Here is a 25,139-nt window from a genome sequence, read left to right on the forward strand (position 1 = left end):
CGATAGGGGGCTTCATGCAACACCTTGTCGCATGAAGCAGCGGGAACGGCCGGCGCGCATTATGCTCGTGCGTATGAGTCTCCGGCTAGCCCAGAAAAATATGACCAGGAACTTGATCCTGGAATCCGGGCTGCGGCTCTTTCAGGATCAGGGCTATGCAGCCACCAAGGTCGAGGACATTGCGGCTTCCGTCGGCGCCAACCGAACAACGTTCTACCGCCACTTCTCATCCAAAGAACAGCTCATGATTGCTTTGATCGAGAAGATCAATGATCAGGTCGTTTCTTCCGACAAGCCCCGCTTGGCCCAAGTGGCAGAAGTCGGCGACCGGGAGCAGATCCGGACCTGGATCGCACGACGCTTCAACCAGTGGCCGCTGATCATGCCCTACGTTTCCGTTGCACGGCAGGCGGCCGGGATGGATCCAACCATCGCCGCCGCCGTGGAGGCCTGGCTTCAGAGTCCCGTCGATGAGATTCAGGCGGGGCTGGATGCAGCAGGGCGTTTCGAGCCTAAATCCAGGCGCGCCCGTGGCGTCTTGGCGTTCGGGCAGATCGAATTCCTGTCGATGGAATGGGTGCATGAAGGGTGGGGGAACCGCCTCGACCGCGAGAGCTCACTGGAAGCTATGACTGACACGTGGTGCCTGCTGATCGGCCGATGACGCCGCCGCCTGAGCGGCGGTCTTCGCATACGCGCCTAGAGAACACCGGAAGCGCCGCACCGTCCCTGTGGGCGGTGCGGCGCTTCTCTGTTTTCTGAGCGGCCATCTGCGGCATTCCGCGACTTCCGAAAGGAACACGGCGTGATGAAACAGAACGCCGTATTGGAAATGTTGACACGTTGTCGCATCAAGCGTTACGTTGTGGTGCGAAAGATCTGTGGCGCACACCACAAGAGCTGTTCTTCGTGGTCACACCGTCATCCCGCTGCATCCAGTAAGAAGAGGACTTCCATGGCTTACTTCGTGGGCATTGATATTGGCGGCACGTTTACCGATGCCGTCCTGCTTGACGATTCCGGCACAGCCCGCCTGCTCAAGACGCCGACAACTTTGCACGATCCTGCGATCGGCGTGAACAATGCCTTGGCCTTGGCAGAGCAGGAACTGGGCCTCGCCGAAGGCACTGTGTTGAGCCAAGTTGATTACTTCGGACTCGGCACCACTGTGGCAACCAACGCGCTCATCGAGCGCAAAGGCGTGAAAACCGCCATCATTACCACCAAGGGCTTCCGCGACATCGTGCTGATGCAGCGCGGCACCGGCCACTGGTCCGGCAAAGAACTGCACGAGATCATGCATACCTCCCGCCTGAAGCCGCAGGACCCCGTGGTCGAACGGCACCTCATCCGCGAAGTGACCGAACGCGTCGATTACAAAGGCGAAATCATCACGGCGCTCGACGAGGCAGAGGTTAGGGAGCAGGTCCAGGACCTGATTGACCAAGACGTGAAGTCGATCGCCGTGTGCCTGCTGTGGTCATTCCGTAACCCGGCCCACGAGGCGCGGATCAAGGAGATCATCCAGGAGTTGGCCCCGGATGTTTACCTGACCATCTCCAGCGAAATCGCGCCTGTACTTGGCGAATACGAACGCACAGCCACAACAGCGCTGAACGCTTATCTGGGACCGGCAGTGGACGGTTACATGAACAAGCTTGATGCGTCGTTGCGCTCCCGCGGGCTGAAGGGTTCATTGCGGATTCTTGATTCGGGCGGCGGAGTGATCACGCCGGAACAGTGCGGCCAGACCCCGGTTTCGGTTTTGACCTCTGGTCCGACCGGCGGTGTTTTGGCGTCGGCCAAACTGGCCCGACGGATCGGCACCCCGAATGTGCTCACCACTGACATGGGCGGCACGTCGTTCGACGTCGGCATGATCGTTGACTACGAGCCTGTGGTGTCACCGACCCAGGAAGTGAACGGGTACAAGGTCCTCAAACCCGCGGTAAAGGTGACCGCTATCGGTGCCGGCGGCGGTTCCATCGCTCGGGTAGTCGGCGGCCAGTTGCAAGTCGGCCCGGAAAGCGCCGGTTCGATGCCGGGGCCGGTGTGCTACCAGCGTGGCGGCGTGGAGCCGACGGTGACCGACGCGGACGTAGTGTTGGGCATTATCGACCCGGACTATTTCCTGGGCGGCACATTCCCGTTGGACAAGGAAGGCGCCGAGCGCGCGGTCTACGACAGGATTGCCAAACCTCTGGGACTCAGCGTGCATGAGGCTGCGGCCGGAATCAAGGCCATCGCCGACCACCGCATGGCCGACCTGCTCGACACCCTGACGGTCGGGCAAGGCCACGACCCGCGCGATTTCCACATCTTTGCCTATGGCGGCGCCGGCGGGACGCATTGCCACCGCTTCGGAGCAGAGCTGGGTGTGCAGTCGATTATTGTGCCCGCCACGGCCACCGTTCACTCCGCGTTCGGTGCGGTCATGAGCGATCTGCATGTGTCCGCGGAGCTGTCCGACCCAATGCACTCGGCGTCGTGGGAGGGAGCAGCCGAAGCCATTGATCCGGCCAGGTTGACCGCTCACTTCAAGCGGCTGGAAGAGCAGGTCACGCTCGAACTGCTGGCCAGCGGGGCGCAGTCGGAGAGGATCACGCTGCAGCGTCATGTCGAAGTGCGGTTCCGGATGCAGAACAAGGGCCTGTCCGTGCCGATCGGCCCGGGGGACCTGACCACCCGCTCCGTGCAGCGGATGCTTGACACATTCGTGCGTCAGTTCGCCGAGCTTTATGGTGAGGAATCCGTCTTTCTGGGCGCCGGCGTCGAACTCGTTTCGATGCGGGTGCAGGCCAAAGGCGAAATGGACAAGCCGCGCATCCAACGAGTGGTCAGCGCCAATGCGCAGCTGGGCCACGTCTCTGCCTCGCGCAAAATCTACCTCGGACCCGAGCGAGGCTTTGTCACCGCTGACCTGGTCCGCGGCACCGAGCTGCGGCCGGGCGACCGGATCAAGGGTGCGGCCGTGATCGAACACCCCGGCACCACCATCTTTGTGGGGCCGAACCAGTCAGCCGTGATCGACGAGCTTGAGAACACCGTCATCCTTACCAGCGAGAAGGGGGCCTGAGCATGACTGCGCTCACCACCGAACACAACAACCTAGGGAATGCGGACGTCGATCCGATCACCTACGAGGTCATCCGCAACCGCCTCACTGCCGTCGTCGCCCAGCAGTCGCTGGTATTGAAGAACGTCTCCGGTTCACCGCTGGTCACCGAAGCCAACGACTGTAACACCGGCATTTACCTGCCCGATGGCCAGATTGTGGCGATGGGCCCGCACAACCTGTTCCATTCCGGTTCGATGGAACTGGTGGTCGAAAACATCATGGCGTCCGCGGAGGCCGATTCCGGCGTGCAGGAAGGCGATGTTTACATCACCAACGATCCCTACAAGGGTGCACTGCACCTGCCGGATGTGACCATGCTGCAGCCGGTCTTCGTCGACCGCCAGCACATTGGGTGGGTAGGCTCCTGCGCCCATGTGCTCGATCTCGGCGGCATGACGCCGTCATCCTGGTCGCCGCAGGCAACCGAAATCCAGCAGGAGGGCTTGATCCTGCCCCCCACCCGGCTGGTCGCCGGCGGCAAGATCCGGCAGGACGTCTGGAACCTCATCATGGCTGCCTCCCGGCTGCCGGCGAACCTGGGCCTGGACCTGAAGGCGATGATCGCTGCCAACAACCATGCCCGGGACGGTGTGCTGCGCCTGGCCGAGCGGTACAGCGTGGCCACCCTCACCAGTGTCATGACCATGATCCTGGACCGCTCCGAAGAGCGGGTGCGCGAACGGTTGCGGACCCTGCCCGACGGAAAGGCCCGTGCGCGCACCTACTTTGAACACACCGGCCGCATCGCTGGCGTCAGCAGGGTAATCGTTGAGCTCCGCAAGGAGGACGACCAACTGGTCTTCGACTACACCGGGTCCAGTGCTCAAGTGGATGGCTTCTTCAACTGCACCAAGTCAGGTCTCCGCGGCGGCGTTTTTGCCTCCATCCTGCCGGTCCTCTGCCCGGATATTCCGTGGAACAGCGGCGTAATGCGCGCCATCACCGTGACGGCCCCGCTGGGCACCGTGGTCAATGCCCGGCATCCAGCTCCCTGCGGCGCGGCAACTGCCGGCGCCAGCCAAATGGTGCAATCAACGGCCGGTCTTGCACTCTCCCGTCTGGCCTCGACCGACCCCCAGCTGCGTGACGAAGCCCGCGGCGTGACCACGGGATCGCTGGCCGTGCTCCATGTGGCAGGCCTGAACCAGTACGGTGAGCCGTTCGGCGGGGCAATGACCGAGATGCTTGCGGGCGGCGGCGGCGCCACAGCGCACGGGCACGGCATCGACTACCGCGGACCGAACGAGATTCTGACCTGCCAGATCAACAACGTTGAAGGCGAGGAATCGGTCTTCCCGGTCCTTTACCTGCACCGGGGAGCCAATACCGACGGCGGCGGGGCCGGCCGCTTCCACGGCGGCCTATCGCCGTCCTCAGCGTTCACCATCCACGATGCAGACCGGATGTACGGTGTCCTCGTCGGCCACGGAATCTCCACGCCCACCAGCTCCGGAATCCACGGCGGCATGCCAGGCTCCACCAACAGGTTAACGATTGTCCGGGACGCCGATCTGGAGAAGGCAGCCCGCCGTCCGCATGGGCCGGTCGGGATCGAAGACCTGGACGGAGCTGCAGTCGAGGACTTTGAAGTGTCTCCCGGTGAAATTTTTCTGGGAACCAGCGACGTGCTCGTGTGGAGCTTCCATGGTGGCGGCGGCTGGGGCGACGCCCTCGACGCCGACGCAGACATGATCGCCGAAGAACTCCAAAAGGGCCGGGTATCAGCAGATACAGCGGAGAAGCTCTACGGCGTGATCATGCACAACGGCGTCCCTGATGCAGAGGCCACCGAACAATTGCGCGCTGAACGCCGAGGCGAACGGCGCGGCTGGACCCTCAACAGCGACCCCGCCGTGCCCGAAACAGTTGATGTTTCGGCTGCCCGCCGCCTCGCGGACCACCTGGTTCTGGTGACAGCCGACAGCGGACACTACAGTGCCTGCGACTGCGGCCGCGTCCTCGCCAAAGCCGGCGCTAACTGGAAGCTTGGCGCGGCCCGCCGCGAACTCGGCGCCGAAGATTTGGGCCCGAAGGTCCGGCTGAACAGCGAACTGGTTGCCGAATCTTTCGCTTGCCCCGGCTGCGGCACCCTGCTGGCCGTGGACGTCCGCTGGAACCGCGACGAAGTCCTTCACGACCTCGAACTCGCCTTGTCCTGACCCGGATGCCCCGTCATAGCACGGGGCATCCGGTTGCCCTACCGCACCAACTTGTTACCTGCACCAGTTCACTGCTCGACCACATTTTCGAAGGAGAAAATCATGAGCCAGGAGCCCCAAGCCCAGGCAGCAACACCCAAATCAGTCCCGCTCCCGCAAGCACGGGGGACAGCCGTTCTACCCAAGCGGGTCAAAGGGACCCTTGCCGCAGCCTCGCTGGCGGTCTTGGTGGCCCACCTGGCAAATGCCATGCCGGGCGCCCTAAATGGTGTGTTCCAGCAGACCTTCAACGCTGTCGGCTCGCAGCTAACCTGGATCACAGCCGCGTTCATGATCCCGGTGGTGGTGTTCGAGCTGACCTTCGGAGCGCTCGGGGACAAGTTTGGCCACCGCAAACTGGTGGCCGGCGGCGCCGCCCTGGTAATCGTCGGCGCCTTGGCCTGCACGATTTCGCCCAGCATCGAGTGGATGTGGATCGGCTCCGCTCTCAACGGCCTGGGCGCCGGCGCCATCTACCCCTCCAGCCTCGCGCTCGTGGCAGCGGTGGCGCAGACACCCAAGGAACGCGTTCGCGGCATCGCCGTATGGGCTGGCTTTCTGTCCGCCGGTTCAGTGCTGGCTCCTCTGCTGGGCGGCACGTTCGATGGTTTCGGTTGGTGGCGCGGCGCCTACGGCGTCGTGGTCCTGGCCAGCCTTGCGGCACTGCTGCTGACGCTGTTGCGGGCACAGGAGTCGGAGAGGCAGTCCAGCCGCCGGATGGACCTCTGGGGCCAGGCCACCTTCGCGCTGGGACTGATCCTTGTCCTGTTCGGACTGGTCCAGGGGCCCGAGGACGGCTGGAGCGCGCCGCACGTGGTCAGCTCGCTCGCGATCGGTGCGCTGCTGCTGGTCGTGTTCGTTGTGATCGAACTGCGCACCGAATCTCCGCTGCTGGACCTGCGCCTGTTCCGGAACCGCCAGTTCACCATCTCGTCCATCGTCGCTGTCGTCGGCATGTTCGCGTTCCTCGGCGCACTGTTCTCCACCAGCATGTGGCTGGGACCCGTGCAGCATCAAAACGGTCTCTACATCGGACTGCTGTTTGTCCTGCTGCAGGGACCGGCCTTCTTCCTGATCCCGGTCATCCACCGGCTTCAGGCGTGGATCGCGGCCCGTTGGCTGCTAACCGCGGGCTTCCTGCTCATCGGCGCGGGCGCTTTCCTGGCCTCGCAGAACAGCGTCCTGGACCGCAACGTGGGCGTGTTTGTGTTCCCCTCACTGCTCCTCGGTGTCGGCTTTGCCTTGGCGCTGGCACCGATGACGGCTATCGCAGTCACTACGGTGCCGCGCCACCAGACCGGCATGGCAAGCGCCACCACCAACTTGCTGCGCGATCTCGGTTTTGCCCTGGGACCGGTGCTGGTGGGAGCCGTCGCGTTGAGCTCCGCCGCAAGTCAGCTTCTGCCGGCGCTTCAAGCGTCCGGCCTCCCCGCCGACCAGTTGGGCCCGGCCATTGACATTGCCCAGGCCGGTGGCCCGATCGCCCTGAACAGTTTGCCGGAAGGCGTTCCTGGTGCAGCCGCACATGAACTCGCGCTTCAGGCGCTGGGCAGCGGGTTCTCGCTCGCGTACATCGTCTGCGCCCTGGCCGCACTGGCGGCAGCCTTGTTGAGCTTTATCGGCCTCCACGGCATCCGCGAAGAACACGATCACGCCGAGGAACCGGAGACCGGGGCTCTCGAAGCTGCCTAAAGACAGACGAAACCGAAAGGGAGATCCGACCGCCGGTCGAATCTCCCTTTCGGCTGTTGAGCTCAGCTGGAGCAGCAGTTTCCGCGTGCCGATAACCACCGATAGTCGACCGCTCCCTGACTGCCTTTGCAGGTGCTCGCCTCCATTTCCTTCACTCATGAGCCCGCCGGGAAAGTGCCCGCTCAGGGCTGAGCAAATTGGGCGGTTACCAGGCCCATGGGTGCTCCAAGCAATAGCAGCACCTCGTCATGCAATCCCATGCATAACTTTTCGAGTTTCGGTGTCGCGGTAGAGGACCGACTAATGCGACGGTATTCTCGCGAACTAATCCTAAGCTCATGGTTTATCTGTCAGGGGCCGCGAGTTGACGCGCCGTACACGCACTCGTGGAATGGGCCGGAAAACGGTCACTGTGCGTGTCCGGGGCTGTCACTGGGCGTATCGGTACCAGCCGTGGCCTGTCTTGCGGCCGAGCCTGCCCCGGACGACTAACTCCGTGATGGCCGGATGCGGGCGGTCTGCCTCTTCCCCGGTCTGGGCATGCGTTGCCTGCGCGATGAAGTCGATGACGTCCAGGCCCACCATGTCCATCAGCTCGAATGGTCCCATCGGATGGCCGAGCGCGGACTTGGCGGTGGCGTCGATGTCCGCCAAAGTGGCCACGCCTGCCGCATGCAAGGCCAGGGCCTCTTTTTGGACCGCGGCCATCAGCCGGTTGGCGACGAAGCCGGGAACCTCCTGGTTGATCAAGACCGGCTCCTTGCCCAGCCGCCGGGCCAACTCAAGCGTGACCTCGACCGTGGCGTCCGAAGTCTGCCGGTGACGGACCACTTCCACGCACTTCATCACCAAGGCGGGGTTGAAGAAGTGCATATTGCACACCTGCTCCGGCCGGCCGCTGGCGTCGGCGACTTTGGAAGAGCCGAGCGTGGAGGAGTTGGTGGTGAGGATGGCGTGGGCCGGGGCGAGTTCGCCGAGCCGGGTGAAGATCTGTTGCTTGATGTCCAGCCGTTCCGTGGCGGCCTCAATGACGAAATCGGCGTCGGCCGCGGCGGCCAAGTTGGTGGTGAAAGTCAGCCGCCGGAGCGCCGCGTCGGCGTCGTCCGCAGTGGCTTTGCCCTTGGCCACGTTCGCCTTCAGCCGCGAGGCCAGTTGGAACTTCGCCGCCTCCAGCATCTCCTCCGAAATGTCCTGCACGGTGACCCGGTAGCCGGCGAGGGCCGCGACCAGGCCGATCTGCGAGCCCATCGCGCCGGAGCCGACGACGAGGATGTGCCTGATGTTCTCGATAGCGGGTTTGCTCATGGTTCCTTCGGTGGGAGATGTCGACGGCGGGGCCGCTATGCGGCCGGGGTGCCGCCGCGCAGGTAAACGGTGGTGGTGTGGGTGAAGAAGTCCTTGGCCGCGGACCCCTGTTCCTTGGGTCCGTAGCCGGACTTCTTCGCGCCACCGAATGGCACGTGTGGGTCGGCGCCGGCGGTTTCGGAATTCACATGCAGGATGCCGACGTCGAGCTCGTCGACGCTCTCCAGCGCGCGGGTGAGGTCCTGCGTGAACACCGCCGCGGAGAGCCCGTACTCGCCGTCGTTGGCGAGCCCGAACGCCTGATCAACGGTGGCCGCACGCCGCACGGCCAATACCGGACCGAAGAGCTCCTCGCGCCAGACATCCAGGTCTCGTCCGGGCGGCAACTCCAGGATGGTCGGCGGAACGAAGTACCCGTTGGCAAGGTCGCCGTCGTCGTACGCAGCCCCGCCGGTGACCACGGTGGCACCTTGGGATCGGGCTGCGGCGATGCCGTCCAGGATGGATTTGCGGGCGCTCTCGTTGACCACCGGCCCGATCTGCACGGTCGGGTCGGTGGGATCCCCGACCACCAGGGCGTCGGTGCGTTCCTTGAGCATGGCCAGGAAGTCTTCGGCGATCGATTCGGCCACGATCAGTCGGGACGTGGCGGTGCACTTCTGTCCGGTGGAGCGGAAGGCGCCGAGCATCACCTGCTCGGCGGCGAGCTCCAAATCCGCATCTGCGAGGACAATCGCCGGGTTCTTGCCGCCCATCTCCGCCTGCACCGGGACGCCGCGGCCGGCTGCAGCCGACGCAAGCCGTCGGCCGACCGAGGTGGAACCGGTGAAGGTCAGCCCGTCCAGGGCCGGGTGCTCCACGATGGCGTTGCCCATGGAACCGGGGCCGATCAGCAGGTTCAGCACGCCGGCAGGCAGACCCGCGGCTTCCAAGGCCTGGGCCAGCCGCAGAGCCAGCAGCGGCACGGTGCTGGCCGGTTTCCAGACCACCGTGTTGCCGTATGCCAACGCCGGCGCTATCTTCCATGCCGGAATGGCGATCGGAAAGTTGAACGGGGTCACCACGCCGACTACGCCGAGCGGCTTGCGGGTGACCAGGATCTTCTCGCCGCGCCGCGGCGAGGCGTAGATCTGGCCGGCGCCTCGGTCGCCGTCGTTGCCGTAATAGCGGAAGATCTGCGCGGCACGCAGCACCTCGCCTTGGCCCTCGGTCCGCGTCTTGCCCTCCTCGCGGGCCAGCTCCAGCCCCCACGCTTCGGCGTGCTGTTCAATCACGACGGCGGCGCGCAGCAGCACGGCGCCGCGGTCGTGGGCCGGAGTGCGCGCCCACTGGTGTTTGACGGCGACGGCGGCGGCCATAGCCTGCTCAACCTCGGCCGCGCTAGCTTGCAGGCCCTCGGCGACGACTTCGTCCGGATGCGCGGGATTGTAGCTGATGACGGGGGAACCGGAACCAGGGATCCAGTTGCCGTCGATGTAGTGCTGTAGCGGGACAGCTGTGCTCATGGCTTCCTCTCGTCGGACGCTCGGCCTACCGGAAGGCGGGGATGCCGGTGATCTTGTTGCCGAGGACCAGGGTGTGGACCTCGTCGGTGCCTTCGTAGGTGCGCACGGATTCGAGGTTGTTGGCGTGGCGCAGCGGCGAATAGTCCAAGGTGATGCCGTTGCCGCCGAGGATCGTGCGGCACTCGCGGGCAATCTCGATGGCTTCGCGGCAGTTGTTGAGCTTGCCCACGGAGATCTGGTGCGGCTGGAGCTGGCCGGCGTCCTTGAGCCGGCCCAAGTGCAGGGCGAGCAGGAAACCCTTGTTGATTTCCAGCGCCATGTTGACCAGCTTCTCCTGGGTGAGCTGGTAGCCGGCCAGCGGTTTGTCGAACTGCATCCGCTCCTTGGAGTAGTCCACGGCCGCTTGCCAGGCGTCACGGGCGGCGCCCATTGCACCCCAGATGATGCCGTAGCGGGCTTCGTTCAAGCATTCGAACGGCCCGCGCAGGCCCTTCGCGTTCGGCAGGAGCGCGTCGGCGGGAAGCCGGACGTCGGTGAGTTCGATGTCGCATTGGATGGAGGCGCGCATGGAGAGCTTGGGTTCGATCGGGGTGGCCGTGAAGCCCGGAGTGTCGGTGGGGACGAGGAAGCCGCGCACGCCGTCGTCGGTCTGGGCCCAGATGACCGCAACCTGGGCCACCGAGGCGAGGCCGATCCAGCGTTTGGAGCCGTTGAGCACCCAGTCGGCATCGGCCCCGTCCCCGTCGCGGCGGGCGAAGGTTTTCATGTTGGCGGGGTCGGAGCCGGCGGTGGGTTCGGTCAGGCCAAAGCAGCCGATCGCTTCGCCGGCGGCCAGCTGCGGCAGCCACTGCTGTTTCTGTTCCTCCGAGCCGTGCTTGTGGATCGCGGACATCGCCAGCGAGCCCTGCACGGAGACGAAGGTGCGCAGTCCGGAGTCGCCGGCTTCGAGTTCGGCGGCGGCCAAACCGTAGTCGACGGCGGAGCGGCCGGCGCAGCCGTAGCCGTCCAGATGCATGCCAAGCAGCCCGAGTTTCGCCATCTCGGGCACAATCTCCAGCGGGAACACGGCGTCCTCGTACCAGCCTGCGATCTGCGGCTTGATCGCAGTGTCCACAAAGGAACGGACGCTCTTCTGCAGCAGCCGTTCCTCTTCGGTCAGGAGCGAGTCGAGGGAGATGAGGTCATGGTCTAGGGACATGGTGCCTTCCTTTGTGCAGCAGGGGATGTGGTTCAGATGCGGTGCCGGCCCGGTCGCCCGTGCTCAGGCAAGTGCGGGGGCGTCTGCAACGGCATTGTCTTCGGCCGTGACGTCGAGGATGGTCAGGCGCAGCACCTGGAGGCCGTCGGCGAGCAGGTCCGGGCCGATGACCAGCGGCGGCAGCAGCCGGATGACGTTGCCGTAGGTGCCGCAGGTCAGGGTCAGCACTCCCTGCGCGTGGCAGCGGGCGGAGACCTCTTTGGCCAGATCGGCACGCGGGGCGAGGGTGCCACGGTCGGCGAACTCCAGGGCCAGCATGGAGCCGCGCCCGCGGAACTCGGCCACTGAGTCGGTCTCGGCGACCAAGGGCTCGAGCACTTCGCGTGCGGCGGCTTCGATGGCGCGGGCGTTGGCCAGCAGGCTGCCGTCCTCGAATGCTTCGAAAACGGCCAGCGCAGCCTCGCAGGCGAGCGGGTTGCCGGCGTAGGTGCCGCCGAGCCCACCGGCGTGGACGGCGTTCATCAGTTCGGCGCGTCCGGTCACGGCGCTGAGTGGCAGGCCGCCGGCCAGCGCCTTGGCGGTGAGCGTGATGTCGCCGGCGATGCCCTCGTGCTCGCTGGCGAAAAGCGTTCCGGTGCGGCCCATGCCGGCCTGGATCTCGTCGATCACCAGGATGATGCCGTGCCGGTCCGCGATCTCACGCAGCCCGGCGATGAAACCCGGTGCCGGCACCACGAAGCCGCCTTCGCCCTGGATAGGTTCGATCACCATGGCGGCGAAGTTTTCCGTGCCGTGCTCGGCCAAGGTGGCCTCCGTCGAGGCAAGGGCAGCTGCGGTGACATCCTCCGCGGAAGCGGGAGCACCGGCGTCGTGATTTATGGCCCCGGGGCGCAACGGGTTGGCCGAGGCAGCCCGGACCACCTCTGCCGGGAAGGGACCGAAGTTGAGCCGGTACGGGTTGTCCTTGGCTGTCATCGCCATGGTCAGCAGCGAGCGGCCGTGGTAGGCCTCGTCGAAGACCAGCACTTTGCTGCGGCCGGTGGCCGAGCGGGCGATCTTGACGGCGTTCTCCACGGCCTCGGCTCCGGTGGAGAACAGAGCGGTGCGCTTCTCAAAATCCCCGGGGGTGTGCTCGTTCAGCCACTGGGCCACCTTGGTGAAGGACTCGTATTCGGTGACCATGAAGCAGGTGTGGGTGAACCTCTCCAGTTGGGCGGCCACCCGCTCGCGGACGCGGGGATGACTGGCTCCAATGCTGGTCACTGCGATTCCGGAGGCGAAGTCGATCAGCCGGTTGCCATCCACATCCTGCAGGATGCCGCGATCGGCCTGCTCGACGAAGACCGGCAGTACGATGCCGAAGCCGTCGGTCACCTGCGCCTGGCGCTCTTGGTGCAGGGTCTGGGAACGGGGGCCGGGAATGGCTGTGGCGAGGTGGCGGGACTGGGGGAGGGCGGAAGCGGGCGCCGCCTCGGAGGTGAGGGCATCGGTCATACGGCAACGCTAAGCGCGGATCGTCGCCGGGTCATCGGATGTTCTGCCCAGAGCTTCCGGTTGTATTGGATAATCAGTCCATGGTTTCCCTTGCCCAGCTCAGCAATGAACTCGGAGATGCGCTCCGACCGGCGGTTCCCGGGTCTGTACCGGGGATCCAGCTCTCCGGCGTGCATGTCTCCGAGCTTGCCGACCCCGGCGCCTACCTGGAGGGCGGGGAGTTGCTGCTGACGACCGGCATACCCCTGGGCGGAGCCGCCGAAGCGGTGGAGGATTACGTGCAGCGGCTGGCAGCCAAGGGTGTGGCCGCTTTGGGGCTGGGGTTGGGAGAAGGCTTGGACAGCGTGCCGCCGGAGTTGGTCCGGGCATGCTCCGCCCAAGGTGTGGAGTTGCTGGTGGTCCCCGACGGCGTACCGTTCCTGGACGTCTCGCGGACGTTTTGGGAGCTGGCATCGCGAAGTGATCAGGCCGGGGTGATAGCGAACCTGGGAACGCAGACCGCCTTGGCCCGGGCGACCATGCGCGCGGACGCTTTGCCGTCCGTCGTGCAGGGACTGGCCCAGGCCCTGGGCGGCTGGGTGGCCTACCTGCCCGCCGACGATGGGGAAGAGGCCACCGTCTGGCCGGCGAGTGCGCTGTCGCTGCTGCCGCATCTCAAGCTGGAAACCACACGGCTCAACGTTGCCGGTGCTCATTCCGCGGCAACGTTCTGGTTGCACGGCACACCCGTCGTGGAGTACCCGATCCTCGTCGGAGGACGGATCGACGGCTTCCTCGCCATCGGCTCCGGCCGAACCCTGACCAAAGCCGACCGACAGATCATCATGACAGTTTGTGTGCTGCTGGCTTTGAAGGCCCAGCAGCGCGACGAACTCCTGGGCACGACGGCGGTGCTGGGTTCCGTTGTTGCCAAACTGATCGCCCGGGGTCAAGTGGAGGCCGCCCGCTTGGTGGCCAACGACGGAAACCTCGGGCCGCTGCCGGAGCGCGTCCGCGTGCTGGCGGCGCGTATCCCCACGGCGGACGCCGTCCCCACGCTGCCCGGTGCGGTGTCCCGGCTCCAGTTGGCCGACGGCGGCAGCCTGCCCGCGGCGGCGGTGGCCAGCTGCATACTTCGCTATGACGAGGACGCGGTGGCCTACTTCCTGCTGGACGCTGGGCTAACGGAACCGGTGCCGGCCGGCCTGCCTGGGGAAGGGAACGCCGAGGGGGAACTTCTGGCCTGGGCAGGAACCGCCGTGCCCGCCGGGGCTGCCTGGGCCCCGTCTGGGCCTGGCGCTGGGCCTGGCGCCGTGGACGTGGAAACGGCTGCGGCCTGGACCGAGCCGCTCGGCTTGGAGGAGATTAAGGGTGCGATGGCGGCCGTGCACCGTGCCGCGGTCGCCGCTCCCGTGGGCAGGCTGGTGGACATGGCAGCTGACGATGAGGCACGAGCCGACAGGTGGGTCGAGGCGCTTGCGGAGTACTCCCGCGCTGAGCTCCTGGAGACCGTGGCGGCCTACCTGCGTCATCAGGGTCGTTGGGAGGATACCGCCCGCCAGTTGAAGGTTCACCGGAACTCGCTGCGCCATCGCATGGCGGTGGCCGAACGGCTGCTTGGAGTTACCCTCGACGATCCGGACGTCGTCGCGCACCTGTGGCTGGCCTTGCGCCGGCGGGGCCTCTGATGTCAGTCCCTCTGATGTCAGTCCAGAGAGCGCAGCCACTCCAGCACCGAAGCGGTGTGTTCGCCGAGGGCGGGCGGGGCAGCAGCGCGCGGTTCGAATGCCGGCGTCCAGGAGACCGGGTGCCGGACCTGGCGGCCAGCCGGACGGCCGGCGGCATCATGGACTTCGATCGTGGGAGCCAGCCCGAGCGACTCCGCGTAGCTGATGCCTTCCGCGATGGTGGCGACGGGGCCAGCGGGAACACCGACCCCGGTCAGCTTGTCCTGCCACACCGCGGCGGGAGCCGAGGATAGTGCCTGCTCCAACAGCGGAATGAGTTCCCTGCGATGTTGCACCCGCGCGCTGTTGGTGGCGAAGCGCTCGTGGTCCGCGAGCCGTGGCACTCCCAGGATGTTGGCCAATTGGCGGAACTGCCCGTCGTTGCCGCAGGCCACGGCCAGGGGGCCGTCGGCGCATTCCAGCAACTGGTAAGGAACGATGGATGGGTGCTCGTTGCCCATCCGCTGGGGGACATTGCCTGCACCCAAGTAGGCCTGGGCCTGGTTGGCCAGGGCGCCCTGCAGGCTTGAGAGCAGGTTGACCTCCAGCCGGCGGCCGAGGCCGCTGGCGGAGCGGGCCCGCAGCGCCGCCAGAATGCCGATGGTGGCATCCTTGGCGGTGAGTACGTCCACCAGTGCGACTCCGGCCTTATAGGGTGAGCCGTCAGCGTCCCCGGTAATGCTCATCAGGCCGCCCACTGCCTGGACTATGAAGTCATAGCCGGGCAGCGACGCGCCCTCGGCCGAACCGAAGCCGGAGATCGAGGCGTAAACCAGTCCTGGGTTCTCGGCTGAGAGCTGCTCATAGCCCAGCCCGAGCTTGTCCATCCCGCCGGGTTTGAAATTTTCGATGACGACGTCGGCGGCCACCGCCAGTTTGCGGGCCAGCTGCCGGTCTCCGGGCTGCGACAGGTCCAGGCAGATCGATTCCTTATTGCGGTTTACGCTTTCGAAGTAGGTGGCTCCGGTAGCCGAATACGGCGGACCCCAACTGCGGGTGTCGTCCCCGGTGCCCGGGCGCTCCACCTTGATGACCCGCGCGCCGAGATCAGCCAAGGTCATCGTGGCCAGCGGGCCCGCAAGCACCCGCGAGAAGTCAGCGACCAGCAGGCCCTCGAGTGGCCTTTCCGCGGGAGCTGGCGCCTCAAGGCTGGCTGAGTCAGGCACGATCGGTCCTTCCCAAAAGCTTGATGTGCCGCCGAGTTTACGGCAGAGCGCTCCTTATGGGATCAGATGTCTCGCCCAGTCGGTTGGACGATTCGTCTAAAAGCCATATTTCCCGCCTTACCCATACGAAGCAGGGTGTATTCGGCAGCTATGGTTTGATTAACAAGTTGAGTCTCTGCAACATTTTTTGCGTTACAGCTGCAAACCGGTTTGTGAACTTGAACTGAACAGTCCAAGCAGGACAGCCATTCAAGTGCCAGGCTCTGGCGCGATTGACCGTAGAGACCCGAGGCCTCTGTGTTCAGGCCGTCGTCAACTTACATGTCTCCGTTGGCAGGGGAAATGATCCACAACACGGAAGCTGGGACCGTTCCGGGATTCATGAAGCCGTGGCCAACCTTTGGATCCAACAAGAGAGAATCTCCTGGGCTTAAGACACATTCACGAGCCCCTCGACGGACGGCAAGCATGCCTTCGAGGACCAGAATGCACTCCTCTTCGCCAGCGTGTGTGTAAAGCTCTGGGCCGGAACTTCTGCCTGGAGAGATGATGTTGTGGTGGATTTCCAGATGGCGTGATCCACGCGGCGTCACCATGTAGTCTGCGCTGCCGTCGGGCCGGAAAACTCTTCGACGGTCAGCGACTCGGACCAGCGTCTCATCTTGCTCGCTCCCGGTAGAGTCCGCGAAGAGTGAACCCATCGGTTCGTCCAGTGCTTGGCATATACGCCGCAGGGAGGCGACTGAAGGGCTGGCCTTGCCGCGTTCCACTTGTGACAGGAACCCCTCCGAGATCCCGGCACCAGCTGAGACAACGCGCAGTGACAGCCGCTTAGCGGTGCGGATGGCTCGAATGCGCCGCCCGAGTTCCACGTCGTCCTGTGTCTTCTTGGCAAAGTCAGTGTTTTCGTCAGTCAGTTGGGGTGGTCCGGCATCCATCAGGCCATTCTCCTCATGTTAGTCATCATCTGTACCCGACTTTAGTGGCGCTTAAGGAAGAATCATAGGCCTACTTGTCTTCCGAGTCTTTACGGCCACTTCAAATCTGGAGTATCGCGCCCATGGCAAGACCCAGGGGAAACGCCTTCAGTGACTGATGTAGTGACTGAGATGCTCGGAAATGTGCAGTTGTAACCGTTTGCTGAATCGCTTGCCAATGTGGCGATGTGTGAGTACGCTCACTTCAGAATGCTTTGGTATAGCTAAAGACTTCTGAAGTAGTGAGAGCAGCCCGAAGCATTACCAGAGTCTCATCCTGAAGCAGTGGTTCGGGTTGGACCTGCTGCTGATGATGTTCGGCCTGGCTGGAGCATGCGAAGAGAAACTTCCATGCTCTGGGCAAGCCGGACCGCTATGAGCTAGTGAGTACATTCCTACTGAACAGGCAGACGAATCATGAAGCCATTTTTTAAGCGCCGTCCACGGATAAATGCCTTGGGTGCGTCGGCGGCGACAGCAGCAGCACTCCTGACAGTCACCGCATGCGGTGGCGGATCCGGCACTTCGGGGGCGGAAGGAGAGACCCCCTCACTGGTTATCGCGAGCTGGGGGGACCCGTTCACATCAGCGACTCAGGAACACCTGGTTGCCCCGTTCGTCGAAGAGACCGGGTACGACGTGCAGATTGTGGATGCGCCCGGGAAGTTTCTGGCATCGCTGGAATCTCAAAAGCAGGCGGACAACATCGAGTGGGACATCTTGGATTCCACTTCGGGGCCGGACGCCTACATCGCCTACGATCAAGGGCTCATTGAAAGGATGCCGGACGACGTCCGAGACCGCATCCTGAAAGAACTACCTGAAAGCGCGGTAACCGAATTCGGCATCACTTGGTCCGCGCTCGGCTACATCATCGCTTGTCGAACTGAAGCGGTCGAAAAGTGCCCGTCCAAGACCACTGAATTCTTCAACTCCGAGGACTTCCCCGGTTCGCGGACGAGTATCGCCACCTCTCCGATGGTGAACCTCAGTTTGGCCGAAATCGCAAACGGCGTGGCGGTCGAAGATTTGGCGACTCACGAGATCGATCTGGACCGCGCGTTCAAAACCCTTGAATCCATCAAGAGCGAGATGGCAACGTTCTGGTCTTCTGGCGATCAAAACATGCAGGTGTTCGAAACGGGCGAAGCGGACATGGGCATCAGCTACAGCGGCCGCGCTTACCAAGTGGATAAGCAAGGCATACCGATGAACATCACATGGGACGAAGGGCTTTACAACCCCGGTTTCTACAACGTTGTCAAGGGCTCCAGCAACAGCAAAGAAGCTTGGGAGTTCGTCGAGTGGGTAGCCACCCACCCCGAAGCACAGGCGGCGTGGGGCGAGGCCCTGGGGTATTCGGTCCCGCATCCGGAGGCGTTCGATTTCGTCAGTGCCGAGGTCGCAGAGACCCTTGCCGACTTCCCTGCCAATCGGGAACTGCTGGGCCTCATGAACTACGACTGGTACGTCGAAAATTACGAGGAAGTCAATACTCGATGGCAGGAATTCCTCCGCGGGTAGCCCGAGGAGATACGGAAGTGATGAAGAGGAGAGCGGCATGACACACGTTGATTCTCACCCGCAAAGGTTGAAGGTTGGGAGGTCAGGACCATGGAGTGCGGCCTTGCCTATGCTGCCTGCTGTGTTCATGGTGGCTCCGCTGGTCATCGTCGCTCTTCTCTTCATCGTCTATCCGCTGGTGAAGCTTGGCATTGATTCGTTCACTGGAGGCAGCGGCGGGTTCTCCAACTACTCTGCAGTCTTCCAGTCCGCGGCGATACGTAATTCTCTGGTGAGCACGCTGCTGATGTCGGCCGTGGTGACCGTATTGTGCCTCCTCTTAGGAGGAAGTCTCGCTTGGTCCTTGAGTAAACCAGGTAACAAGATCCTCAAAACGTTGCTCTGGACAGCGGTGCTGCTGCCCTTCTGGATGGGCGTGGTGGTTAAGACCTATGCATGGGCCGTACTGCTCGCAAACAACGGTCTGATCAACTCATTTTTCATGCGTATTGGCTTGATCGACGAGCCAATGACTCTCCTCTACACACCTATGGCGGTAGTCCTTGGTATGACCTACACCATGCTTCCCTATGCGGTATTGGCTATGTATCCAACCATGGCCGGGTTTGATAAGGAGCTGCTCAACTCTGCCAGCGTGCTCGGCTCTTCCAACACCGGAGCGATGTATAGGGTTTGGCTGCCACTGGTTAGGCCCGGGCTGGTCGCCGGTGGCGCGATCGTCTTTGCCATCAGTATCGGGTTCTACATCACGCCGGTGCTCCTCGGAGGAGCCCAAACTCCGTTTATGGCGACCGTCATCGGTGACGACATTTTTGCGTACTTCAACTATCCGCGGGCCGCGGCGTCCTCAGTGATTTTGCTCGTCATCGCGCTGACAGTCCTGATCGCGACATTGAAGACGGTCGGCGTAAAAGCACTCAAAGGGGGCCTTGAGAAATGAGCCGCACGATCCATGGGCGGAGGAACCGAACCATCGACCGAGCCTCCAAGATCCTAGGGCGTGTCCTCGTGACTTGTGCCGTCATTTTCCTGTTGGCGCCGGCTCTATTCATCGCGCTCCTGTCCTTTTCCAATGATCGGCGGGTAAGTTTCCCCCCTCAGAGCTGGGGGTTGGACCGGTACATCGCCGTATTCACTTCGGGAAAATGGGGGGCGCCCACCCTGATGTCCCTGGAGATAGGGGCATGGGTCGCTTTCGGCTCACTCCTAGTGGCGCTGCCACTGGTTTTCGCCCTGAAGCGAAGCGTCATGCCCGGCCGCGGATTGCTCGAGGCTACCGCCATCGCGCCTCTCGTCATTCCCATCTCAGCCTATGCCGTCGGACTTTACGCGGTATTTGCCCAATTGGACCTTCTAGGTGAAAAGTTTGGAATCATATTGGCGCACACCGTTCACGCACTTCCCATGGTCGTAATCGTGCTGTCGACGTCGCTTGACCAGATCCGCCCCGACCTTGAGCTATCCGCCATGACAATGGGGGCCAACCGACTCAAGGCATGGACGAGCATTACGCTCCGGCTGCTGGTGCCTGCAATTGCCGCGGCCATGCTGTTCGGGTTCATCAGTAGCTTCGACGAGGCGGTTTTCATAACGTTCCTCGGCGGTGTCGGGCTGGTGACCTTGCCCAAGTATATTTTCGACTCCGTGCAATACGGCGTAGACCCCGCCATCACGGCGATGGCCACCATTCTTATGATCACGACGGCGGGAATCATGCTCTTGGGCTCCGCGCTGAGGAAGGATATCAAATGACCGTCTCAGTCCAACCCCAACCGCGCTCGGGAGCCGGTGCCCCATCGGTGACCGCTAGGTCCGCTGCCCTGCACATCGAAAAGCTGACCAAGAGCTTCGGTGAGTTGGAGGTGCTGCGCTCTATCGACCTGGACGTGCATGCCGGCGAGTTCCTAACGCTCCTGGGGCCGTCCGGATCTGGCAAGACCACCTTGCTGCGCATTATCGCAGGATTTGAAAGTGCGACCAGCGGAAGCCTCATGCTTGGGGACGTCGATCTGGGAAGCCTGCCACCATCGGAACGCAAGCTGGGCATGGTGTTCCAAAACTACGCACTGTTTCCGCACCTCACCGTCGAGCAAAACATAGCGTACGGATTGAAACTGCGGAAATGTCGCGGACCCAAGCTTCAGGCGCGAGTCAACGAAATGCTGGAAATCGTCGGGCTCGAGAAGCACTCACGCCGCAAACCATCGCAGCTCTCTGGCGGCCAACAACAGCGAGTGGCCCTGGCCCGTGCACTGGCCTATGAACCGGAAATCCTCTTGATGGACGAGCCGCTCGGGGCGCTCGACCGCAGCCTAAGGCTCCAAATGGAAGAAGAAATCAAGCGTGTTCATCGCCAAATCGGCACCACCGTAGTCTACGTCACGCACGATCAGGAAGAAGCCTTAGTCCTCTCGGATCGGGTGGCGATCATGAACGAAGGCCAATTCGCCGGGCTCGACACACCAATGTCCCTGTTCCACCGCCCGCCCAACGGCTTTGTAGCGCGATTCTTTTCGGACTCCAATGTCCTTGAGGCACAGGCCGGAGACGGCATAGTCCATGCTTACGGCCAGTCCTTCCCACACGACTCGCCAATAGACGGAGACGTCGAACTCGCAATCCGGCCGCGGTCCTTTGTCATTGGCAACCATCCAGAATCCGGGCCTGGTCTGCGCTTTACCGGGGAGCTGGAGGAACAGCATTTGCTCGGTGAACATGTGCAGCTTCACATCAGCGTCCCCGAGATCGGACGCTTGGTTGCTCGGCGGAACATCGGCGACGACGGGCGGCTCGACGTGGGCGACAGTCTGAAGCTCTTCGTCCCGGCTTCTGCAGTCCACGTAATGAGCGTCTAAGCCCCGGTCCGTATTCAGAACCAAAGATAGGAAAGTGCGTAATGACTAAACGAGTAGCAATCGCGGGTGCTGGGATTGCCGGCCTAGCGGCCGCGGCGGCGCTAAAGTCCTTCGGTTTCGAAGTCGATGTCTACGAACAGTCGAAGGAACCGAGGGAAATCGGGGCCGGTATCTACCTGAAGGAGAATAGCTTCGCTGTCTTGGACAGCCTCGGCCTAACAGAAGGGCTATCGAAACGGGGCGTTCGCATCCAAGCGGCCCGTATCGTGGATGAGGACCAGCGGGTCGTTGTCAATCGAGATGTCAGCCAGGAACGATTAGTCGTGACGCTGCGCTCGGATCTTCACAACTCGCTCCGAGACCGAGCGCTTGAACTCGGAGTCAGGCTACATACCGATCGGAAGGTAGTTGGCGCTGCCTCCGAGGGCACCCTCTACTTCTCCGATGGAACGCAGGAGGACGCTGACCTGGTCATCGGAGCCGACGGCCTACATTCAAGAGTGCGTGACTCCCTCGACCTGGCGCGCTACAAGATAGGCCTCGGCGACGGCGCAACTCGAGTTCTCGTCCCGCGCTTCGACAATGAGGGACTCTTCAGCACAGAGCACTGGTCTGGACAATTGCGCGTGGGTATCGCCCCATGCTCGGATGAGTACACATACATGTTCATAATCGGTCCCGAACGCGAACGTCGTGCCACCCGCGTTCCGCTAGACACGGCTTACTGGAGCCGGCACTTCCCGCACCTAGCCGAATACTTCGAAGCCGTCACCCCGGAACTGTCCGTCCACCACCGCCACCATTTTGTTCACTGCGACACTTGGGTGAAGGGCAATGTAGCGATCATCGGCGACGCCGCACACGCGCAGCCCCCGAACCTCGGCCAAGGTGCGGGCGTGGCCATCGCCGCCGCATGGGAGCTGGCCGAGTGCATGGCTTCCGCTCCCGATACCCCCACGGCCCTCGAAGACTGGGAAACTTCTTCCCGGCCCCGAATCAACATGGTCCAACGACTTACCACCGCATACGACATCCTGAACTACAAGTGGCCGCGGTCGATGGCGCCGCTGCGCAGTAAACTCTTCTCTGCAGTGTCCAAGTCGCCTTCGCTGGGCAGCCGTTGGGAGTTCTATTGGCGTGGCGGGACCGTGGCGCCCCGGCAGCTTGGCAACACCGCCCCGGAGCAGTAGTGGGAGCAACGCCGATGAAGGAAAAGCAGCTTGCGTTGGTCAACGCGACCATCCTGACGATGGACGAGGAAGCGAGCGTCGTCGAGGCAATCGCCATCGACGGAGACCGCATCATCGCCCGAGGTAATCGTGACGACGTAATGTCAGCGTTGGCCACGGATGCACTTGTATATGATCTGGGCGGACGAACCGTCCTTCCTGGTCTTATCGATGTCCACACCCACGTCGAATTCATTGCGCTTTCACGCCACTTTTGGCATGACGTGCGGGGGCTGGACCGGTCAGCCATCCTGGCAGAAGTGCGTTCGCGGTGCGAGCAGTTGGAGAAGGGCCAGTGGCTGGTATTTCAAGGCACCTTCGGCCAGGACCTGCCGTCCAAGGACGAATTGGACGAGGCCGCACCGCACAACCCGGTGGCAGTCCGCTGGACGATGCACAAGTTTGTTTTGAACACTGCTGCACTGACAGCGAGTGGGATCACGGTTAGGACGGTTCCTCCTGTCGGCGTCCGTATCCAGAAGGACGAGACCGGGCGGCTGAACGGCGTTGTCGAAGAAGGCTGGGATCTCGTCGTCGCACCAGAGCCCGAACCTGGAGAGTTCGCGGAGGCGCTGGAAGAGTCCCTGCGATCGCTCTTCCTGAGTAACGGCGTGACCACTGTTCACGAAATCGGACGATCTACCGCTGGAATCGGTGCTCTGCGGAGCCTCGCAGCGCAGGGGTGCATCCCGCGGATCGGACTGTTGCTGACGGCTGCGCCGGGACACCAGCCGCTGATCTCCAGTTCAGACTTCGCCTTCCACGGACTCGGGCCGGGCTTCGGCGATGACCGGATGTGGCTGCAAGGAATTAAGATATTCATGGACGGCGGCAGGGACGGAGCCTACCGCTCCGGCGTCGTTGACCAAAACGCGGAGCAGTGGGGCTTGCTGACCCGTCTCTATCCCACACTTGTGGGGGAGTTGGTGCGTGCAAGTGAAGCAGGAATCCAGGTCTGCACGCACGCCATCGGTGATCTCGCCCAAGAGATCGCTGTTTCAGCAGTTGAGCGTGTACATGAGATGCATCCCCAACTCGAACACCGTCTTCGGATTGAACACTTCTTCAATGAAAGCAGGGATACTTCCCGACTTGAGCGGCTGGTTCGGGCCGGAGGCATCGCGGTCCCCAACCCTGGGTTTGTCTTTGCCGAACCGGATGACCCAGAGCGGCGACAACCTCCTGGGGCCAACAAGTACGCATTGAAGACCCTCCGCGACATTCAAGGGATTGTCCCGGGCAATTCCGACACGGCAGGTGCACAGCCATTTACCACCAACCCGTGGTTCACCATGAAGTGCATGCTCGAACTGAAGAACAAGAACGGGGTACCAATCAATGATGCCGAGCGGCTTGACGTGACCTCAGCGCTCCGCGGATTCACAACAGACGCAGCCTTCGCCACCCGTCAGGAATCCGACAAGGGAAGCCTCGAAATCGGCAAACTGGCCGACTTGATTGTGATCGACAAGAATCCGTTTGACGTCTCGCCAGAGGCGTTCGATACCATCACCACCCTAGCAACCATCATTGGCGGGCAGTTTGTCTATGGCAGCTTGGACGAGTATGAGGAGGCACAATGACCCGGTCAGCCACGGTGGCGGAAGCCGTCCTGCGCCGCCTTAAAGCATTCGGCGTCGACACGGTGTTCGGCATACCGGGAACCCACAATTTAGAGCTGTTTCGCGCCGCGGATCTGGTGGGGATGCAGGTGATAACGGCCCATCATGAGCAGGGACTGGGCTTCGCCGCGGACGCTTACGCGCGAGTAACGGGCAGGCCAGCGGTTTTGTTGACGACCACAGGGCCTGGGATCACAAATGCGACTACGGCCCTCGCAACCTCATTGGCTGCGTCAGTACCCGTCATGGCGATTGCACCCGGACCGCCGGAAACCATCCACCGCCTCAACGTGGGATGGCTCCACGAGCTGCCGAGTCAGATCGACCATCTTGCCACGCTGCTACCGTCCTGCCGTGCCGGAAGCGGAAAGGAAGCAGTTGATTTCATAGACCACACGATGACCAGGTGGGCGGTGGGGCGGCAAGGCCCGGTCTACCTAGAGCTTCCGCTTGATGTCCTCGAAAGCGATGCGGACGTTGACCCGGCCAAACTGCTACCAGACCTCCCCGTTGCCGAGCTGCCAGCAGTAGAAGCGGTAGCCGCCGCAGCCGGGGCGCTGTCCCGCTCGCGCCGTACGGTGGTAGTTGCCGGCCGGGGGACAGCTTCAGACCCAGCAGCGGTTCAATTGTTGGCAGAACGCCTCGGCGCCCCTGTCATCACCACTGCAAACGCCAAAGGCATCATTGACGAGCGCCACGAGCTTTCCCTCGGCGTCGCGCTCCGGCTCGCTGCGGGACGGGATATCCTATGCGAGGCAGAATGTGTGGTCGTAGCTGGCAGCGATCTTGGATCCTCTGAGACCTGGACATCTGAACCGCTGGGCCTCAAAACTGTGATCCGTATTGACATCGACGAACGTCAGCTTCAAAAGAACGCTTCGTCCGAGTACCCGCTGCTTGGCGATTCAGGCCCGTGTCTGCGTGCGCTCTCTGCCCGGATCAGCGAGGGCTTGGAGCAAGACGAGCGATGGTTGGCCTCCTTGCGGCCCCGCTTGAGGGAGCAGATTGTCGCCGAAGGCGGCCCATACGCCGCGTTCCATCAGATAATTTCTGAAACCTTCAGTGGAATCACAATCATCGCTGGCGACAGCTCGCAGGCCACCTACTTCGGCACGGCCTACTTTTGGCCAGCGGCAGGGGCAAATCGCTTCCTCTATCCGGCAGGATACGGAACGTTGGGCTACGCGCTTCCGGGAGCGATCGGTGCCAGCGTAGCAGAAGTCGCCGATCACGTCCTCGCCGTGACTGGCGAAGGCGGGCTGATGTTCAGTATCCAAGAGTTCGCTACAGCAGCGCGCATGAACCTGTGTATTCCGGTTGTGGTCTTCTCCAATGGCGGCTTCAACGAGATCCGGGAAGGAATGGTTGCGCGCGGTATCCCTCCAATGGCAGTCGAGTTCTCACCGCCGGATTTCGTGCAGTTGGCTCGTGGATTCGGCGGCGAAGGTGTGGAAGTCGACAGTCTAGAGGCGTTCAGAGAGGCTCTTCAGAAGGCCTCGATATTCGACGGCCCCACGCTGATTCATGTACCACTAGGGAAATTTTGAGCA

The 25,139-nt window shown here is 62.9% G+C and carries 18 protein-coding genes; 12 read left to right on the forward strand and 6 right to left on the reverse strand.

Annotated features, from left to right (window positions below):
* The first annotated feature begins 31 nt into the window (after positions 1–31).
* From E4J89_RS17415 to E4J89_RS17430, 4 genes are all read left to right on the forward strand, one after another.
* Positions 32–664 carry a TetR/AcrR family transcriptional regulator gene (locus E4J89_RS17415; protein WP_240691967.1) on the forward strand — a complete coding sequence of 211 codons (633 nt, stop codon included), beginning with the start codon at positions 32–34 and terminating at the stop codon, positions 662–664.
* A gap of 291 nt (positions 665–955) precedes the next feature.
* Positions 956–3,076, forward strand: a complete 2,121-nt coding sequence (locus tag E4J89_RS17420) for a hydantoinase/oxoprolinase family protein (RefSeq protein ID WP_136787482.1) — start codon at positions 956–958, stop codon at positions 3,074–3,076.
* 2 nt (positions 3,077–3,078) lie between these two features.
* Positions 3,079–5,277, forward strand: a complete 2,199-nt coding sequence (locus E4J89_RS17425) for a hydantoinase B/oxoprolinase family protein (protein WP_136787483.1) — start codon at positions 3,079–3,081, stop codon at positions 5,275–5,277.
* Positions 5,278–5,379: 102 nt separating this feature from the next.
* Entirely contained in the window at positions 5,380–7,008 is a 1,629-nt protein-coding gene (locus tag E4J89_RS17430) for an MFS transporter (protein WP_136787484.1), read from the forward strand.
* Between the two features lie 429 nt (positions 7,009–7,437).
* On the opposite strand, the gene E4J89_RS17435 is transcribed toward E4J89_RS17430, so the two are convergent.
* The 4 genes from E4J89_RS17435 to E4J89_RS17450 form a co-directional block, all read right to left on the reverse strand.
* Positions 7,438–8,313, reverse strand: coding sequence for a 3-hydroxyacyl-CoA dehydrogenase family protein (locus tag E4J89_RS17435; RefSeq protein WP_136787485.1), 876 nt, complete (start codon positions 8,311–8,313; stop codon positions 7,438–7,440).
* A gap of 35 nt (positions 8,314–8,348) precedes the next feature.
* On the reverse strand, positions 8,349–9,818 hold the full coding sequence (locus E4J89_RS17440; protein ID WP_136787486.1) for an aldehyde dehydrogenase family protein: 1,470 nt from the start codon (positions 9,816–9,818) through the stop codon (positions 8,349–8,351).
* Positions 9,819–9,843: 25 nt separating this feature from the next.
* Positions 9,844–11,016: an acyl-CoA dehydrogenase family protein gene (locus E4J89_RS17445; RefSeq protein WP_136787487.1), complete on the reverse strand. Its 1,173-nt coding sequence runs from the start codon at positions 11,014–11,016 to the stop codon at positions 9,844–9,846.
* A 63-nt stretch (positions 11,017–11,079) separates the two neighbouring features.
* Entirely contained in the window at positions 11,080–12,510 is a 1,431-nt protein-coding gene (locus E4J89_RS17450; RefSeq protein WP_136787488.1) for an aminotransferase class III-fold pyridoxal phosphate-dependent enzyme, read from the reverse strand.
* 80 nt (positions 12,511–12,590) lie between these two features.
* Between E4J89_RS17450 and E4J89_RS17455 the strand changes: the two genes are divergently transcribed.
* Positions 12,591–14,177, forward strand: coding sequence for a PucR family transcriptional regulator (locus E4J89_RS17455; protein WP_136787489.1), 1,587 nt, complete (start codon positions 12,591–12,593; stop codon positions 14,175–14,177).
* A 17-nt stretch (positions 14,178–14,194) separates the two neighbouring features.
* Here E4J89_RS17455 and E4J89_RS17460 read toward each other — a convergent pair whose 3' ends face one another.
* The gene (locus E4J89_RS17460) at positions 14,195–15,382 is read right to left on the reverse strand and encodes a CaiB/BaiF CoA-transferase family protein (protein WP_136787490.1); all 1,188 of its coding nucleotides are present in this window, start codon (positions 15,380–15,382) and stop codon (positions 14,195–14,197) included.
* A gap of 317 nt (positions 15,383–15,699) precedes the next feature.
* Positions 15,700–16,320, reverse strand: coding sequence for a cupin domain-containing protein (locus E4J89_RS17465; protein WP_136787491.1), 621 nt, complete (start codon positions 16,318–16,320; stop codon positions 15,700–15,702).
* A gap of 456 nt (positions 16,321–16,776) precedes the next feature.
* Between E4J89_RS17465 and E4J89_RS17470 the strand changes: the two genes are divergently transcribed.
* The 7 genes from E4J89_RS17470 (at position 16,777) to E4J89_RS17500 (ending at position 25,136) form a co-directional block, all read left to right on the forward strand.
* Positions 16,777–17,883: an extracellular solute-binding protein gene (locus E4J89_RS17470; protein WP_136787492.1), complete on the forward strand. Its 1,107-nt coding sequence runs from the start codon at positions 16,777–16,779 to the stop codon at positions 17,881–17,883.
* A gap of 37 nt (positions 17,884–17,920) precedes the next feature.
* Positions 17,921–18,823: an ABC transporter permease gene (locus E4J89_RS17475; protein ID WP_136787493.1), complete on the forward strand. Its 903-nt coding sequence runs from the start codon at positions 17,921–17,923 to the stop codon at positions 18,821–18,823.
* 269 nt (positions 18,824–19,092) lie between these two features.
* Positions 19,093–19,635: an ABC transporter permease subunit gene (locus E4J89_RS17480; RefSeq protein ID WP_240691968.1), complete on the forward strand. Its 543-nt coding sequence runs from the start codon at positions 19,093–19,095 to the stop codon at positions 19,633–19,635.
* Positions 19,632–20,738 carry an ABC transporter ATP-binding protein gene (locus E4J89_RS17485; protein WP_136787495.1) on the forward strand — a complete coding sequence of 369 codons (1,107 nt, stop codon included), beginning with the start codon at positions 19,632–19,634 and terminating at the stop codon, positions 20,736–20,738. Before E4J89_RS17480 ends, E4J89_RS17485 begins: the two co-directional genes overlap by 4 nt.
* Before the next feature lie 41 nt (positions 20,739–20,779).
* Complete coding sequence (locus E4J89_RS17490) at positions 20,780–21,928, forward strand: FAD-dependent monooxygenase (RefSeq protein WP_136787496.1); 1,149 nt, start codon at positions 20,780–20,782, stop codon at positions 21,926–21,928.
* Between the two features lie 14 nt (positions 21,929–21,942).
* Positions 21,943–23,550: an amidohydrolase gene (locus tag E4J89_RS17495; RefSeq protein ID WP_136787497.1), complete on the forward strand. Its 1,608-nt coding sequence runs from the start codon at positions 21,943–21,945 to the stop codon at positions 23,548–23,550.
* On the forward strand, positions 23,547–25,136 hold the full coding sequence (locus tag E4J89_RS17500; RefSeq protein ID WP_136787498.1) for a thiamine pyrophosphate-binding protein: 1,590 nt from the start codon (positions 23,547–23,549) through the stop codon (positions 25,134–25,136). Before E4J89_RS17495 ends, E4J89_RS17500 begins: the two co-directional genes overlap by 4 nt.
* The last annotated feature ends 3 nt before the right edge of the window (positions 25,137–25,139 follow it).

The sequence above is a fragment of the Arthrobacter sp. CAU 1506 genome (assembly GCF_005047635.1).
Taxonomy (GTDB): Bacteria; Actinomycetota; Actinomycetes; order Actinomycetales; family Micrococcaceae; genus Crystallibacter.

What these genes read in the sequence shown, in the direction of transcription:
- E4J89_RS17415 (WP_240691967.1), top strand. Translation starts at nt 32, where the DNA reads ATGAAGCAGCGGGAACGGCCGGCGCGCATTATGCTCGTGCGTATGAGT.
- E4J89_RS17420 (WP_136787482.1), top strand. Translation starts at nt 956, where the DNA reads ATGGCTTACTTCGTGGGCATTGATATTGGCGGCACGTTTACCGATGCC.
- E4J89_RS17425 (WP_136787483.1), top strand. Translation starts at nt 3,079, where the DNA reads ATGACTGCGCTCACCACCGAACACAACAACCTAGGGAATGCGGACGTC.
- E4J89_RS17430 (WP_136787484.1), top strand. Translation starts at nt 5,380, where the DNA reads ATGAGCCAGGAGCCCCAAGCCCAGGCAGCAACACCCAAATCAGTCCCG.
- E4J89_RS17435 (WP_136787485.1), bottom strand. Translation starts at nt 8,313, where the DNA reads ATGAGCAAACCCGCTATCGAGAACATCAGGCACATCCTCGTCGTCGGC.
- E4J89_RS17440 (WP_136787486.1), bottom strand. Translation starts at nt 9,818, where the DNA reads ATGAGCACAGCTGTCCCGCTACAGCACTACATCGACGGCAACTGGATC.
- E4J89_RS17445 (WP_136787487.1), bottom strand. Translation starts at nt 11,016, where the DNA reads ATGTCCCTAGACCATGACCTCATCTCCCTCGACTCGCTCCTGACCGAA.
- E4J89_RS17450 (WP_136787488.1), bottom strand. Translation starts at nt 12,510, where the DNA reads ATGACCGATGCCCTCACCTCCGAGGCGGCGCCCGCTTCCGCCCTCCCC.
- E4J89_RS17455 (WP_136787489.1), top strand. Translation starts at nt 12,591, where the DNA reads ATGGTTTCCCTTGCCCAGCTCAGCAATGAACTCGGAGATGCGCTCCGA.
- E4J89_RS17465 (WP_136787491.1), bottom strand. Translation starts at nt 16,320, where the DNA reads ATGGATGCCGGACCACCCCAACTGACTGACGAAAACACTGACTTTGCC.
- E4J89_RS17470 (WP_136787492.1), top strand. Translation starts at nt 16,777, where the DNA reads ATGAAGCCATTTTTTAAGCGCCGTCCACGGATAAATGCCTTGGGTGCG.
- E4J89_RS17475 (WP_136787493.1), top strand. Translation starts at nt 17,921, where the DNA reads ATGACACACGTTGATTCTCACCCGCAAAGGTTGAAGGTTGGGAGGTCA.
- E4J89_RS17485 (WP_136787495.1), top strand. Translation starts at nt 19,632, where the DNA reads ATGACCGTCTCAGTCCAACCCCAACCGCGCTCGGGAGCCGGTGCCCCA.
- E4J89_RS17490 (WP_136787496.1), top strand. Translation starts at nt 20,780, where the DNA reads ATGACTAAACGAGTAGCAATCGCGGGTGCTGGGATTGCCGGCCTAGCG.
- E4J89_RS17495 (WP_136787497.1), top strand. Translation starts at nt 21,943, where the DNA reads ATGAAGGAAAAGCAGCTTGCGTTGGTCAACGCGACCATCCTGACGATG.
- E4J89_RS17500 (WP_136787498.1), top strand. Translation starts at nt 23,547, where the DNA reads ATGACCCGGTCAGCCACGGTGGCGGAAGCCGTCCTGCGCCGCCTTAAA.